Annotated in this window: 10 protein-coding genes; 1 reads left to right on the top strand and 9 read right to left on the bottom strand. The window is 39.7% G+C overall.

Annotation, left to right across the window (positions count from 1 at the left end; all coding sequences use genetic code 11):
- Positions 1 to 8: 8 nt before the first annotated feature.
- The 7 genes from rpsU to ACNURT_RS07250 all read right to left on the bottom strand — a co-directional run bounded on the left by rpsU (position 9) and on the right by ACNURT_RS07250 (position 9730).
- Positions 9 to 200 (bottom strand): 30S ribosomal protein S21, encoded by a 192-nt coding sequence (gene rpsU / locus ACNURT_RS07280; protein WP_076374884.1) that lies wholly within the window; start codon positions 198 to 200, stop codon positions 9 to 11.
- 133 nt (positions 201 to 333) lie between these two features.
- On the bottom strand, positions 334 to 1824 hold the full coding sequence (locus ACNURT_RS07275; RefSeq protein WP_419701176.1) for a SusD/RagB family nutrient-binding outer membrane lipoprotein: 1491 nt from the start codon (positions 1822 to 1824) through the stop codon (positions 334 to 336).
- A gap of 15 nt (positions 1825 to 1839) precedes the next feature.
- Complete coding sequence (locus ACNURT_RS07270; protein ID WP_419701175.1) at positions 1840 to 5025, bottom strand: SusC/RagA family TonB-linked outer membrane protein; 3186 nt, start codon at positions 5023 to 5025, stop codon at positions 1840 to 1842.
- A 952-nt stretch (positions 5026 to 5977) separates the two neighbouring features.
- On the bottom strand, positions 5978 to 7153 hold the full coding sequence (locus ACNURT_RS07265) for an acyl-CoA dehydrogenase (RefSeq protein ID WP_419701174.1): 1176 nt from the start codon (positions 7151 to 7153) through the stop codon (positions 5978 to 5980).
- 565 nt (positions 7154 to 7718) lie between these two features.
- The gene (locus tag ACNURT_RS07260; protein ID WP_419701173.1) at positions 7719 to 8330 is read right to left on the bottom strand and encodes a hypothetical protein; all 612 of its coding nucleotides are present in this window, start codon (positions 8328 to 8330) and stop codon (positions 7719 to 7721) included.
- Between the two features lie 9 nt (positions 8331 to 8339).
- Positions 8340 to 8867 (bottom strand): adenine phosphoribosyltransferase, encoded by a 528-nt coding sequence (locus ACNURT_RS07255; RefSeq protein ID WP_419701172.1) that lies wholly within the window; start codon positions 8865 to 8867, stop codon positions 8340 to 8342.
- Positions 8864 to 9730, bottom strand: a complete 867-nt coding sequence (locus ACNURT_RS07250; protein ID WP_419701171.1) for a helix-hairpin-helix domain-containing protein — start codon at positions 9728 to 9730, stop codon at positions 8864 to 8866. Before ACNURT_RS07250 ends, ACNURT_RS07255 begins: the two co-directional genes overlap by 4 nt.
- A gap of 80 nt (positions 9731 to 9810) precedes the next feature.
- Here ACNURT_RS07250 and ACNURT_RS07245 point away from each other — a divergent pair, with 80 nt between their 5' ends.
- A complete protein-coding gene (locus ACNURT_RS07245) occupies positions 9811 to 11565 on the top strand; it encodes a lysophospholipid acyltransferase family protein (RefSeq protein WP_419701170.1) in 1755 nt (584 codons plus the stop codon).
- A gap of 591 nt (positions 11566 to 12156) precedes the next feature.
- Here ACNURT_RS07245 and ACNURT_RS07240 read toward each other — a convergent pair.
- Both ACNURT_RS07240 and ACNURT_RS07235 read right to left on the bottom strand, forming a co-directional pair.
- Entirely contained in the window at positions 12157 to 15468 is a 3312-nt protein-coding gene (locus ACNURT_RS07240; protein ID WP_419701169.1) for a carboxypeptidase regulatory-like domain-containing protein, read from the bottom strand.
- Positions 15469 to 15570: 102 nt separating this feature from the next.
- Entirely contained in the window at positions 15571 to 16113 is a 543-nt protein-coding gene (locus tag ACNURT_RS07235) for a DUF962 domain-containing protein (protein WP_419701168.1), read from the bottom strand.
- Between the last annotated feature and the right edge of the window lie 233 nt (positions 16114 to 16346).

Genomic DNA, 16346 nt, shown 5'->3' with positions numbered 1-16346 from the left:
TACAAGAATTAAACAGTTTCCTGATTCATATTTTGCTTGTAGATTGCATGTTTAACAACATGACGACGAGTAACAGATTTTTTCTCGAATGCCTGACGACTGCGAAGCTCTCTCAACACACCTGTTTTCTCAAATTTTTTCTTGAAGCGTTTCAATGCTTTATCCAATGATTCGCCTTCTTTTACGTTGATAATGATCATAATTCCTAAAATACCTCCTTTCAAGGAGGGTCAAAGGTAAGCACAAATATTTGAAAATCAAATAAGATGCATATTTTTATTACTATAAACAACAATGGCTGCTAAGGCAGCCATTGTTGTTTATAGTATATAGTTATTGTTTATCCCAGTACACCCTGGTATTAAGCGCATCCGGACCCTGACGGGCAACTACAGCGTTGTAGTTAGTCCTATTCAGATCAATCTCTGTTTGAGGATACTGTTGTCTGCGCGGAATATTCTGGCCTGGGCTTAATGATCCTGGTACCGGATCAAGCAGCTTAGGTAAGCCTGTTCTGCGATATTCAGCCCATGACTCCCACCCGTCTCCTAAAAATCCAGCAATCCATTTTTGCGTATGTATTTGCTCCATTGCAGTACCAGCAGAAAACTTTACGGAGGCTTGACCCAAATAAGTCTGAGCGTCAGCGTCGCTTACACCATTCTGCGTTAAGGATGCTGTTACACCCTGGTCATAAAAGTTACCCGCGGCTACATCACCGCCAGGTATCCATCCTAAATGAGCCGCTTCGGCCTCAGTAAATAACACCTGTGCATATGACGTCCATACGGTTGGTGAGCTCTGGTTTGACACCGCCAAACCTATTAATGACACGTTACCTGGATTATCTCTTGTACCGGCGTTATAATTGTCCAGGGCATCACCAAAGGTACCATAAGGTAAACCTACATAGGTATTGGCTGATGTTGGTGCTACATAAACAGTTAATCGGGGATCGTTAAGCGTAGTAAGTGTATTAACCACCAAACTACTAACGGCATAATCATACCGATTTCGGTAATTAGCAAAATATGGATTTTCGTTTGTTTGAGCGGCCAGATAAGTATATGATGCATTATCGGCATTTGATGCCATTAAACCAGCTGCCACCGCTTTTGCAAATTCGGTGCGGCCCGTTGTTGGATCAACTTTTGATAACCTTAATGCCATAATAGCGTGTAAAGAGTTTGCCCAATGTTTCCACTTGGTATTATCTCCGCTAAATAAGATATCATTTGTCAATGTGCCTTTATCATCAAATTGATTTTGGGCATCATCCAATTCTTTCATTAAAGCTGCATATACATCTTTCTGAGCATCAAAAGCCGGGGAGAAATTTGCATCTGCTTTTAATGCCTGCGTATAAGGGATATCACCCCACCTGTCGGTTATTGTCAAGAAGATAAATGCTTTAAGTATCCTTGCAGCCGCTATCTGATTATTGTTTGAACCATATCTTAGTGTTGTTGCCTGATCTTTAGTTGTCACGTTGGTGTTAACATCAATAACCGATTGCAGATCCTTCAACGGCCCGGTATAATACGTTTGGTAATCATATTGCTTTAATGCAAACAATGATTCATTGGTATAAAACGTTTCAGACATATACTGGGAATATAATTCGCCAGCAAATGAATTGATGTTAGTTGTAGCACCAGCACCATTTACACCGCCTAAAAATTGTATCGCGCTATTTAACAAATAGCCACCTTGCGCGTTTGGCGACTGGTTGGGGTTAACATTAACATCGCCCCCCACTTTACATGAAGCCAGGATAATTACACCGGCCCCGATAATATATTTACTTATAGATATTTTTTTCATGATTTTCTGAGCTTATTAGAATGTTAGCTTAATGTTAAACCCTAAGTTTCTTGTGTTTGGCAATTGACCACCTTCATAAAAGGACGTTTGTAACTGGGAAGGATCAACGCCTTTAACTTTAGAATAGATCATCCATGGGTTTTGGGTGGTTATACCAAAATAAGCTGTTTGGAAAGGTAATCTGCCCAGCATCTTTTTAGGGAAAGAGTAACCGATGCTTACCTCCCTTAGTTTAACGTAGGAAGCATCATAAGTCCATTTTTCCCATATCTGGCTATAAACCTGCTCATACAAAGACCGGGTACTAACGTAAGTAGTATTGGGTGTACCATCTTCATGTACTCCCTGAACCAGTGTACCGCCACCAGACGCCACATCGTTACGTACGGGGTTGCCTTTGGCATTATTACCTACCGTTTCTGCCCCCAGGCCCGAACCATTTAAGTTTTGTTCGGTAACTGATACAAATTTACCGCCCTTCTGAAAATCAAGAGAAAAAGCAAGTGTAAAGCCTTTGTAGTTAAAAGAGTTTGTGAAACCACCTGTATAGCTTGGCAGCATACTACCTAAATTAACATTGTTATTTACAATTGGCATTCCTGTATCGTCAACTATGATATTCCCGTTTTTATCGCGGGTAAAACCAGAACCGATTATTTGGCCATAAGAACTGCCAACTACACCATTTACACCAAAGCTTGGTGACCCAACAAACCCAAAGCTTTTTGCGCCTGCTGCCTGATTACCGCCAGATATTCCATATCCACCTAAACCATCAGGTGTAACCTGTAAACTATTTACACCTGGATAAATTGATACAACCTTGTTACGGTTAAACGCAATGTTAAAATCGGCATTCCAAATAAAATCTTTTGACTTAACCGGAGTACCGCCAAGACTTATCTCAATACCATGATTTTTAATTTCACCCGCATTAACCACAGCTACAGAGTATCCTGAAGTACCGTTAACCGGCAATGGCAATATCTGATCTTTAGTATTACGAGTATAGTAGTTGAAATCAAACTTAATTCTATCCTTTATAAAATGCAGCTCTGTACCTATTTCATAAGCGGTTGAAAGGGTTGGTTTCAAATTTGGATTTGTCAGTGTGTTAGGTACAGTCTGTATCGGGTCAGTGCCATGAGGAGTTGTACTCAAATCAAAAGTACGGTAAACCTGATATGGCTGAGCATCAGAACCTGTTTTAGCTGCAGACAGCCTTAACTTACCAAAGGTAAACACATCATTTTTGGGCATTAGTTCTGAAAAAACAAATGATCCGGAAACACCACCATACCAATATGAATTATTGTTTACAGGCAGTGTAGAAGAAATGTCATTACGTATATTCAGATCCAGGTACAAATAATCCTTATAACCAAATGATGTAAACCCATAATAACTATTTACCCGGCTTAAAGCATTATAACTTAAGGCAGTTGGAGCATCAAGTGAATTGCCAAGTGTATATAACTCCGGAACAGCTAAACCACCGTTAGTATTACCACTTGTATACAGGTAACGGTCCTGGCGGGTTTCGGCATACAAACCGGCTTTTAATGACAAATCACCAAAAATATGGTTATATGCTAAATTCGCTACGTAATTATTCTCTTTGTAGGTATACTGACTTTGCGAATAAGAGTCGACGTTTATTGTACCCGAGCCAACACGTGAGTTATCGTCCCTATTCAAAAGGTCTTCCCTTGCAATTACAGATAATGATAAATCCTTAGTGAACTGATAGGACGCGGTAATGTTTCCATACACCCGGTTACTATTAGATTTGGAAGTATTGACATAAGCTTCTGTATATGGATTATCCCAATAGTGCGGAGAAAGATCATCCGGACTGATTATATTCCACGAAGTATAAGTTCCATCGGCTCTTTGATATTTTTTTAGCTGATCAATTTCAAGATCTCTATGAAACCATTGGCTGAACGAACCGGCAGTTTGCGTTCCGTAACCTTCCTGTGGGATATTGTTTGAATTGATTTGTGAAAAATTAAAGTTAGCGCTTACAGTAAGCTTTTTAGTTAATTTCAATTCACCGTTTAAACCAACGTTATTACGCTTTTGATTACTATTAGGTGTTATACCAGTACGGTCAATATTGGTATAAGATACGCGGAAATTATAATTATCTGCTGCCTTGGAAAATGCAGCGTTGGTATTATAAGTAACACCCGTGTTATAAAAATCGCGTACGTTATTAGGCTGGGCCACAAAAGGCTTTAGTTTTCCGTAACCCGGGTTTGTTGGATCCCAGAAATACCAGGGAGCATACAGTGTACCGTCTAATTTTGGGCCCCAGCTTTCGTCAACACCATAGTTATAGTATTTAACCCCATTAAAATTGGCATTTGAAGCTGGCGAAACTCCGGGCTGATAAGTGTATGTATTCCAATTTAAGCTTGTTCCACCACCGTATTCATTCTGATAAGCGGGTAATTGATATACCTTTTCAAAAGTGGTTGATTGATTAAATGAAACACCAATACCTTTATCCACACCTTTTTTAAGTGTAATAACCACAGCACCTTCTGATGCACGCTGACCATACAATGCAGTAGCAGCAGGCCCTTTCAAAACTGTTAACGATTCAATATCATCATTATTAACGGCATTTGGATCTGTAACCACCCCATTCACTACATAAATAGGGTTACCGCCTGATAACGAGTTAACACCACGGATACGAATGGTTGAAGTTCCGAATTTAGCACCCGATCCACCCAGTACCTGTACACCTGCAATTTTACCCGCCAGCGCAGTATTCAAATCAGACTGCTTGGTTACGGTTAAATCATCGCCCTTAACCGCTTGAGCAGCATAACCCAGTGATTTTTGCTGGCGCGAAATGCCCAGGGCGGTTACAATTACTTCATTTAAGCCTTTGCTCGATGATACCAAAACAACATTTAGTTGGCTTTTTCCACCTACAGGAACATCCTGGGTTGTATAACCAATAAAACTAAATGATAAAATTGCATTAGGGGGAACATTTAAGGAGAATTTACCGTTGACACCGGTTTGGGTACCGGTTGATGTTCCTTTTACTTTTACGGTTACACCGGGCAAGGGTAACCCATCTTCTTTAGCCGTTACTGTACCAGTAATGGTTTGACTTTGCGCAAACAGCTGTGTTACAGCCAATAAAATACCGCACAAAACGAGTAGTAGTCTTTTTTCCATAGAAAAAAATTAGTTAATAGTTAAGCGGGTAAATCTACAGATGGCTATAAGAGAAAAGCAAACAAAGTATGTAACATTTCTTTTACAAACATATTTTTAACCAAAACATTCTTTTTTTTCTAATTCAATAAAACAAATTATTTTTTTGTTCGTTATACATCAATTACTGATTCATTCAGTTAATAATAAGACAGTTAATTTAGTTAATTAAAAGGGAGAAAATACGCGAGGTATTTTCTCCCTTTATTTTTTTATAACTATCACTAATACAGATCTAAGTCTCGAAAACCAATGGCTCAGTATCATTAATTAAAACAAGAAAATTAAAACAAGAAAAGGATGGGTAAACCCATCCTTTTCTTGTTTATCGGAGTAATTCCGTTAATTATTTGGCCACTTTTTTTGCTGGGATCAATGGTAATATAATAACAGCTAAAAAGGCAACAACTTCTAATACAACTAACATAACTTTAATTTTTTGATTAATATTTAATTCTTTTCTACACCGGTTGCGGCTAAAAACATGCCATAGCTTAAAAGTTGTTTTGATCAGAAAATTGAGTTTTTTTTGATTTCATTAAAATTTAAAAATCAATCAGAAAAAAGACCGGTTATTAAATTATAAGATCAACTTTCGACAAAAAGCAGTAAAAATTGGTTTTTTAAAGCGATAAATCCTGAATCCATTAAAAAATATAAGTATCTGTGCCTGATAAACCTGACAAAATCCAAAAAAACCTTAAAATCAAAAAGTTAAAAAATGGTTTTACAATTTAATAAAATCAGTAGTGAAGCAATTCTTAATTTTTCACTTTTTTGTCAAAATAAATCCGGAAGTTGAGAAAATTCCCTTTACTTAGTCACTGGAAGGTAAAAATTGTCAATTTGTCAGCAAGCATGACAAGTTACAACTTACTGACAAACAGGCGCTAAAATATCTAATAAATAACTTCTATCCTTTCAATACTTCCCTGCTGATCACGATCTTCTGTATCTCTGAGGTTCCCTCCCCGATGGTACACAGCTTAGCGTCGCGATAGTATTTTTCTACCGGAAAATCTTTGATATAACCATATCCGCCAAATATTTGCACAGCCTCGTTAGCCGTACGGACAGCCACCTCAGATGCATAATACTTAGCCATAGCCGATTGCTTGGTTACCGGTAGGTGCCTGGTTTTCAGATCGGCAGCCTGCATCACCAAAAGTTCGGCAGCTTCAATCTCCGTGGCCATATCGGCCAGTTTAAAAGATATACCCTGGAAATTGCTGATAGACTGGCCAAATTGTTTACGCTCTTTGGAATAAGCCACCGCAGCATCAAACGCGCCTTTTGCAATACCTAATGATAAAGCAGCTATGGAAATACGTCCACCATCCAATATGGTCATAGCCTGTTTAAAACCTTCGCCTTCTTTACCCAGCAAGTTTTCTTTAGGCACACGGCAATTATCAAATATCAGTTCAGTAGTTTCCGAAGCACGCATACCCATTTTGTTTTCCTTTTTGCCATGGGTAAAACCAGGTGTACCCTTTTCAATAACCAAGGCTGATATACCTTTCGAATCACCCTTTTCCCCTGTCCGCACCATTACTACAGCCACATTGCCCGATTTACCATGGGTAATAAAGTTTTTTGAACCGTTTACGATATAATGATCCCCATCCAATGTGGCTGTAGTGGCCATACCCATCGCGTCAGATCCGGTGTTTGCCTCGGTAAGCCCCCAGGCACCCAGCCACTCGGCTGTAGCCAGTTTAGGCAGCCATTTGAGTTTTTGCTCTTCGTTACCAAAAGCCAATATATGGCCGGTGCATAAAGAGTTATGCGCAGCCAGCGACAAACCTATTGAACCGCATACCCTGGCAATCTCCGATATCACGGTTACGTATTCGGCATATCCGAAGCCCGAGCCGCCGTACTGTTCGGGTACAACTACACCCATCATACCCAGTTCGCCCATTTGCTTAAATAATTCAAGCGGAAAATGTTGTGCCTCATCCCATTCCATCACATATGGCCTGATATTTTTTTCGGCAAAATCCCTGGCCATCTCACCCACCATCCGCTGGTTATCGCTAATAGAAAAATCAAACCCTACCGGGCTGTCTGTTAATAAAGAATCCATGTTTTTATAATTGGTTATTAGCAAAGTAACGGATTAATTATCAAGATAGTTTGACCTATATCCGGACCAAAAAGAAGTACAAATTGGTATCTGGTATAAATGATAGGTTTAGTTTGAATAGGGTTATTTTTGAAATGAAAAGAAAGGCTGAAATTATTTTTCAGAATTTGACAAATTATTGCGTTTGCTAATACTGCTCCTGGCAAAATACGGGAACTAATAGCAAATGATGAGTTTTGAATTTCCGACGCCGAAATCAAAATCCCCACGGAGTTCACTGCAGAGGCCCCGGAGGGCTTAAATTCAGGCAAAATCATGGTTTACACTGTAACTCGTTTTTTTGATAAAAAAAAATAAAATAATTGATTATAAGCAAATTAATTCCGCGTAAACCATAAAAAGTGTAAACCATGTAAACCCAATTGTAACAACATGAGTCATGTTCATTACTACAATTAAAATATATTGGGGCATTGCCTGCGGCCAGGCTTTACACTTATAAGGCACAGGCCGGTATCCGTTTCAATCCTTAACGCAGAAGCGACTGCCTTGCCTCGCAATTAATTTATAATGACTTATCAATCGTAAATAAACCTAAAGGTTTCTTTTCGGAGTTTAAAAATGTGATCACCTTAAATAAAATAAAAATGACTGCTACCAATGGAAGTAATTCCAATAAGTTAAAAGCTTCCCTTAAAAACTTTCCGGGCAAATGCAAAAAAGGAGATAATATCTTTAACACAATTACCGATAATCCTATTATTCCAAATAACTTAAAAGGAGGGGCTAACACCTGGTTCCTGATCCTAAAAATATTAATCAATACATAAGTTCTGATGATAACAACAAACAGGTAATTAAAATACAGTTCGATCATAGAATTGGATTGTTTACCCAATAAAAAGGGTAAAACAAACTTGATGATACTATATATTAATGCTACAATAAATGCAGTTATTATGGAGCTGCTTTCATGAACATCTCTTAAAACACAGATCAGATAAAAATAGGTGGTAATTACAGCAATAAACGAAAAAAAGTAAAACGCATAAAGTATAGACGAATTCACTTGCACCGTATTAACCTGGAGCATAAAGTAAGCCAGGCCAACCATCAGGCAAAACAGGCTAATCCCGATAAAAAAACGGGTTGTTTTAATATTTACTTTTATGCTCATATAACAGGTTTAATACTCAGCCAGCACCACCAGCGTATCGCTGATGGGCGTTATCCGTTTGCGGCCCTCCAAAAAGCCAAGTTCAACCACAAAAGAGAAACCAGCTATTTCGCAGCCCATTTCTTTGATCAGTTCGCTTGCGGCAGTTACCGTACCGCCGGTTGCCAGCAAATCATCGTGGATCAGCACGTGCTGCCCGGGTTCAAAGGCATCGGTATGGCATTCAATAATGGCTGTCCCATATTCCAGCTTATACGCTTTCTGTTTAATGGTAAATGGCAGCTTGCCTGCTTTGCGTATCGGTACAAAGGGTACACCCAATTTAGTGGCCAGCGTAAGTCCGAATAAAAACCCACGGCTCTCAATCCCAGCCACCACATCTATCCGTTTGTCTTTTAATTGTTCAACAAAGGCGTTAACAATATTATTGCATAAAGCAGGATCCTTTAATATCGGGGTTATATCTTTAAAAACAATCCCCGGCTTGGGAAAATCAGGAATATCACGAATGGCAGACTTTATTTGCTGGGTTATCATTTGAAAGTTAAATATGGCTCAATTTTACGCAAAATTCCATCATCAAGTATGGCAATATTTTTCATATCCTCAATTGATGTATAATCACCATGCTGATTGTGATATTCCAATATAGCATTGGCTTGTTTAAAGCTCAGATACGGGAACCGCCTGAGTTCATTCAAAGAAGCCGCGTTCACGTTCATTTTGGTAATATGTTTGTTATCTACGGTGATGCCGCCTTGTATTTCGGTGTATTTAGCTTCATCAATACCAAACACCTCTTTCAATTGCTCTTTATTGTAAAAACCGCCCACACGTTCCCGATACCTGATAACGCGCATAGCAAACGCAGGTCCTATTCCTCTGATGCGGGTTAGTTTTGCTGAGTCGGCGCTGTTTATTTCGATGACTTCGCCTGGCGCGGCTTTTTCGGCATGATGGTAGGTATCCGGGATATTGATATAGGGTTCCAGTCGCTGGTAGTCGGCATCGGTAATGGAATAGATCTTTTTCACATCAGCCTTAGTATAAAACCGCCCGCCTTTTTCTTCATAATTCTTGATCACTTTGATCTGCCGGTCGCTAAGTCCCAATTTTTGCCAGCCGGCATCGGATAATTCATTCGGATTGAATGTAAATAATTTGGCATTCGCTATTTTCGATTCATTGGCCCAGGAGTTACCTGTCGAACTTACCTTTTTTCCCTTGGTTAGCAGGGCAACGCCCTTATCAAACTCATTAAAATTTATTATATTATCTTTGCGGAACATTTGATAAACATAAGGCGTTGCTAAAACCAATGCCATTAAAACAATAAGCACTACCATTCCGTTCCATTCTTTTTTGGTTACAGACAGGTAGTTTTTAAAATAGGCCTTCATTTACAGCGTTTATCGATTGTTAAAATAAATAAATTTTCAGGATATTTATAAGTTAATTAAAACACCCCTTTTTATAAAAAATGAAAGTAATAACCACCGAAGAGTTTGCCAAAGCCACCAAACTGGATAAGTTGAAAATGCCGGGCCTGGCCGCTTTATTGATGGAACTCATGAAAATTAACCAGGTTAACGAGCTTTTTGCACAGGCGCAACCTAAGGAGGGCCCGGAGTTTGTTGATGCCATTTTAGAGGGTTGCGGAATTGATATTGAATTTGACGAACGCGAGCTACGAAATATACCTAAGACTGGAGCTTTTGTCGCCATTGCCAATCACCCTTATGGTGGTATTGAGGGCATGGTTCTTTTAAAAATATTATGTATGGTAAGGCCCGATGCTAAATTGATGGCCAACTTCCTGCTCAAGAAAATCCCAAACCTGAGTGATTATTTTATTGCTGTTAATCCCTTTGAAAACGTAGAACACTCTTCCAGCATCAGTGGCTTAAAAAATACGCTGGAGCTTTTAAATAATGGTACCCCTATCGGTATTTTCCCGGCAGGTGAAGTATCCACCTTTAAAGTTGAACAAAAGCAGGTTACCGATCGTCTTTGGCACCCGGTTGTGGGCAAAATAATAGCCAAGGCTAAAGTGCCGGTAGTTCCGATTTATTTTCATGGTAACAATGGCTTACTATTCAATTTACTTAGTTTGATACATCCGGCTTTGCGTACGGCCAAATTACCATCGGAGTTGTTTAACAAGCACGGCCACACCATTAAACTACGTATAGGCAAACCTATTAACGTAGAAGATATACCAGATCATAACAACAGCGCCAAACTGCTTAACTTTTTACGTGCCCGTACCTATGCCCTCGGCACTGGATTGGAGGAAGAGAAAAAGTTATTCAGCCCACGTAACTTATTCAAAATAAAACGCCTGCCAGAAGCTGTAGCCCCCGAAATAGATTCGACCATATTGGAGAAAGAAATAGCCCCATTGCGCGAAAACTATAGGATATGGATCGAAAAGAACTATGAGGTATTTATTGTACCAACTTCAACCATCCCAAATGTTATACGAGAGATAGGCCGCCTCCGCGAGGTCACCTTTAGAGAAGTTGGTGAAGGTACCAACAAAGCCATTGACCTTGACGAATATGATATCTACTATAACCATCTGTTTATCTGGGATTTTGAAGCTAAAATGATCGTAGGCGCCTACCGCATAGGTTTGGGCGATGAAATATTCTACAGCGTAGGCAAAAACGGCTTTTATATCACTGAACTGTTCAAACTTAAAACCCAGTTTACCCCGGTATTGCGCAAGAGCCTTGAACTGGGCCGTTCATGGATCCGTAAGGAGTATCAGACAAAGCCTCTTCCGCTGTTTTTACTGTGGAAAGGTATTCTAAAATTCCTGATCGATAATCCAAGATACCGTTACCTTATCGGACCGGTAAGTATCAGCAACTCGTTCTCTAAGTTCTCCAAATCGCTTATTGTTGATTACATCAACCGTAACCATTTTGACCATGAAATGGCGCAGTATGTAAAACCTCGCAAGAAATTCAAGGTTGATTTTGCCAAAATAGATACCGACCTGCTGATGGCCGGCGAAGATACCTTCAAAGGACTCGACAACCTGATATCGGAAGTGGAAACCCGCAATATGAAAGTTCCGGTACTGCTGCGCCAGTACATCGCGCTAAACGCCAAGATCATCAGTTTTAATATCGATCCCAAATTTGCCGATTGCCTGGATGGTTTCCTGGTGCTCGACCTGGAAAAGGTCCCCCAGGATATTCTGGAAAAACTGGGCAAAAATCTGTAGTTAACGATGGGCCAAAACTTTTTAAACCTTAAATTTTAACACTTTTTGAGCAAAAACAGGATAAAAACGTTTGCTCTTTGATCATTTCAACAAAGCTTTAACGCCATTTTAACACTTTTTAACAAATTTTTGATGGGTTTTGAAAGCTTTAAAAAGTATTAGTTTATTGCCATTCAAATAACTATATCCCAAACGGTCGGTTTTTGGCCGCTTTTGTTCTTTAACCAAACAGCCCGGCTCTCCTTTATTTGGAGGCCGGGCTGTTTACTGATATAAAGATACGAAATATTTGCCTGAATTGGAGTTTTGAGAATTAACTAATTTGCAAAATAACAACCCTCCTGGCCCAAGCCTGTGCTATAGCTTATGGGCAATGGCTTACTTGTGACATTTAATAAGCACAAGTCCTCACCCCGCTGGCAGCGCACAAGACTTGCGCTAAGGACAGAATTTGTAAAATAATAGCCCATGGCCTCCATGAATTCTGAAAATCCTTTAATTCTGCCAATTCTGATTCAGACAAAAACAAAACACCCTGCCATTTTACCGGCAGGGTGCTTATTTATTGTTTTAGTTGAGTTTTGTTCGGTGTTACCAGCTGTAACGGATACCAAACTGCATTTGCCAGCGCGATGCAAACAAATCAACAGAGTATGGTAATCCTGGATCAGCAAATGTATATTTCGGATAAGTTTTCCCAGCATTTTCAAACGATGGGGTTCCACCTTTTGCCGGTGTTAAACCAACGCTTGCTGAAGAGTTGAATGTATTAGCTGAGAAGTAATACTGGCCCCATTTTTTACTCAGTAAGTTGGTCAGGTTGATGATATCATAAGTAAATGTGATCATCTGTTTGTGCTTACCACCAAATTTAAAGTCCTGTGTAAAACGGAAGTCAAGCTGATTATTCCATGGAGTAAACGCAGCGTTACGTTCAGTAAACTGACCACGGCGTGAGCTTAAATATTTGTTCTTATCAATAAAGGCATCAAATGCGGCAGCTTGTTGCGCTGCAGTTTGGCCACCTACTATATCATTGAAGAAATTAACTGTTTCACCTCTTTTCGGGATGTAAGCTAAGCTTAACTGCTGGCCTGTTCCGTCAATAGCATTTGGGTAAGTATCAAAAGTATACGGGTTACCGCTTTGTGCGCTAAAGAAAAAGGTAAAATTAGCCGGGTAATTATGGTTAGCATCCCAATCATGTTTGAAATTCAAATTTGAAACGATACGGTGACGGATATCAAAGTTTGAATTAGCTAAACCCGGGCTGTTAGGATTTAAGGCCTGGTTTAACTGCCAGTTTGATTCCATCGAGTTACGGATACCGTTGGTAACATCTTTTGAATGGCCATAGGTATAAGCAACAGAAACATTTAAAGCATTCTTTGGATCAAACTGAGTGAATTTAGCTACCTGTGCTGTTAAGCTATAACGATAGCCCTCACTGGTATTTGATAACAGGTAAGCGTTAGTATATAATGGATTTATTTTACCCTTATTAGTAGCGGTGGCAGTGTTATTAAATATAGGCTGCAGGTGCTGGGTATCGTAAGGATAATAAGTTACCTGATCAAGCGTGTTTACCTGTTGAAATTTCAAATCATGAATAACTTTGGTATAAATACCTTCACCGGTAAATTTCCACTGATCATCGGTAGTATAATCAACAGCTAAACTACTTCTCCAAACCTGTGGCATTTTAAAGTTATTATCAATCATATCCACCTGGGTTGCACCAGACGCAGAAGTATTAACAGCAGGCACTTGCTTGTTAACGTAATTTAATTCGCCATTTGGAGCAGTCTGTACCGGATTTGTACCTGCTGTTTGGCCTGATATACCAGAGCTTGGCGCTTTTACGTCATATGCTCCGTAAGTTTTACCATTATTGTAAAAGGCGTAACCAAACCATGCAAACGGAACACGACCTGTAAAGAAGCCGCTACCACCACGTAAAATAACGCTTTGATCGCCAAGCACATCATAGTTAAATGCCACACGCGGATTCCACTCTATATTACCAAGGTAATTTTGTTTGATGTCTTTTGGTTTGGTATAGGTATAAGTAGTACCGTAGTTAGGATCAACCGGAGCATTTATTGTTTTATCGCTCAAGGGTTGTTTATTCGGCACATCTGCATAATCAGCACGTAAGGCCAAGGTCAGTTTAAAGTTATCTGTCAACTGAATTTCATCCTGTCCGTATAAGCTCAGCAGGTTAACATTAAACTTGGCCGATGGATTAGCCAAAATATAATCACGGGTATTATTAGTGTAATTAAAGTTTGTACGTACACGTGCAGGATTGTTATTAATAAAATCCTCTATGCTGTTATAAGCTACACGGCCATTCCATGAGTTTACAAAGTTATAGGTAATGTTATAAAACTCATTATGTGTACCAAAGGTAAAAGTGTGCTTACCTTTTGTCCAGGTTAAGTTATCGGTAAACTCAGCAGTTTTCTGGTGCATATCAAAAATAGCGGCCTCGCGGTCGGTACCCATAAATATGGTGGTACCAGGTTTACGACCAGTGATCTCGATCTGTGGTAATGACGGATCTGAGTTAGGATCACGGTAATCATGTACGTTTGAGTAACCCAATACCAAGCTATTGCTCACGCTGTTAGAGAACCTTGATTTTAATTCCGCTACGGTTGAAGTGGAGTTATTATGTGAGGTATAGTCGATACCGCTAAAACGGAAGTTTTGCTGATCGCGCTCCAAGTTAGTCGCTTTTGAAATAATGGTATTGTTACGAATGGTTAACTGGTTATGATCATCAATGTTCCAGTCCAAACGGTTAAAGAACTTGTTGGAGTTTGAGAAAATAGTGGTATTGTTATATGTACCAGGATCAATTCCACCTGTATATGCTTTAAATGCAGCGACAAGCTTATCACCATCCGCCTGACTTAATATATTAGGCGAGCCATTGTGATCAAGACCTCTGATCACAGGATCTTGTCTGCGGGCAATCTCTTCATTAGTGAAGAAGAATAATTTGTTTTTGATGATCGGGAAACCTAAACGGATACCTGTTTGGTAATCATGAAAATCAGATAATTTTGAACCATCACCGCCTGCAGCAGCAGCAGCATTGTTGGCGCCTACCATAAATGAGCCACGGCCAAAACCGTAAACCGAGCCGGTAAAATCGTTAGTACCGCTGCGGGTTACGGCGTTGATACTACCACCCAATACGTTACCAATTTTAATATCATAAGGAGCAACCAATACCTGGATATCCTGTATCGCATCTAATGATACCGGGCTGGTACGGGTACTGCTACCTACTTGCCCCGAAGCGTTGTTCTGACCACCTAATGATGGGCTGAAACCAATCGCGTCATTATTGATAGCACCATCCAGCGTTACGTTATTGTAACGGTAGTTGGTACCCTGGAATGAGTTGTTATTACTTTGAGGCGTGTTCCTTGTCAGATCCTGCAAGCTGCGGTTAATAGAAGGTTGCGTACGGATCTGGTTTTGGTTGATGCGGGTGCCTGCACCTGTTTTGGTGCCACCTGCTGAACCTGTAACCTTTACTTCCTTTAAGGTAGTTGTTTCATCGGCAAGGGCGAAGTTCAGGGTAGTACTACCCAAGCTCAGGGTAATATTTGTTCTTTCGTCTTTTTTAAACCCAACAAAAGAGGCCGAAATGGTATAAGGACCGCCCGGATTAATGTTGGTGATAGTGAAACGACCATCGGAGTTAGTTTGGGCGCCATAACGTGTTCCAGTACTGGTACTCAGCACAGTTACAGTTACGCCAGGCAGGGTAACGCCTTTTTGGTCGGTAACTTTTCCGCTTACTACCGAGGTTGTAATTTGCGCCTTGGCAACATTAGCAACCCCAATAATCAGCACTGATAAAAGGATAAAGTAAAGCTTTTTCATTTGTGTGTTTTTAAAACACAAAGGTTCAGCTACAATATTAACAGCATGTTAACACAGGATTATATTTAATCCTTTTTGTTAACATTAAGTAAAAGTTGTTTATCAATACTTAACAGATAACTTTTTAAGTACCAGATGGAGCAGGTAAATGGGACCGATAAGCAGGAATTTAATATCATCTAAAAATGAGGGCTTTTTACCTTCAATTTTATGTCCGATAAACTGCCCTATCCAGGATATAAAGAAGATAATGAGCGAAACCAGCCATAAGGCTGGGCCACCGGCCTGGTGCCAATGTTCCAGTTGTATAATGCCATAACTAAAGCCAAATAAAATCAACAGCATAATGTAGGACAGTACCGGTGATAGTTTCAGATAATAGTAAATACTAAAGGCAATTAAAAAGGATGCCCAATTAAATACGCCATTATAAGTGCCCAGGATTTTAAGGTAAGGGAACGGGATTGACCATACCAACCCCAGTAAGCTGAACACGATAAGTGGGATACAGATAAAATGGATAGCCTCATTGGTTTTATTATGATGACTTTCGGCGTATTTGGCAAAATAAATATCAACCGGGCGGATGGGGTTAGCATCGCCGGCACCATGTTGTGAAGTATTTGATATATTACTGGAGGCCATAATTTAATCTAATATACGGGGAAAAGAGTCAAGAGTCAAGATTGGAGCAAGGATTTTTGGAGCAAGGAACAAAGATTTTAGGAACAAGAACAATTGGAACAAAGAACAAAGATTTTGGGAACAAGGACCGAGATAAAAGCAACAAGGAGTAAGGATTCTTATTCCCTTACTCCTTGTTCTTGTCTCTCCGATTAAAAGATCCTTGTTCCTTGCTCCAAAAATCCTTGATCTCT

This window comes from Mucilaginibacter sp. NFX135, assembly GCF_048565145.1.
Classification (GTDB): Bacteria; Bacteroidota; Bacteroidia; order Sphingobacteriales; family Sphingobacteriaceae; genus Mucilaginibacter.
Note: the sequence above shows the minus strand (reverse complement) of the source record. Positions and strands in the feature narration are given on the sequence as shown.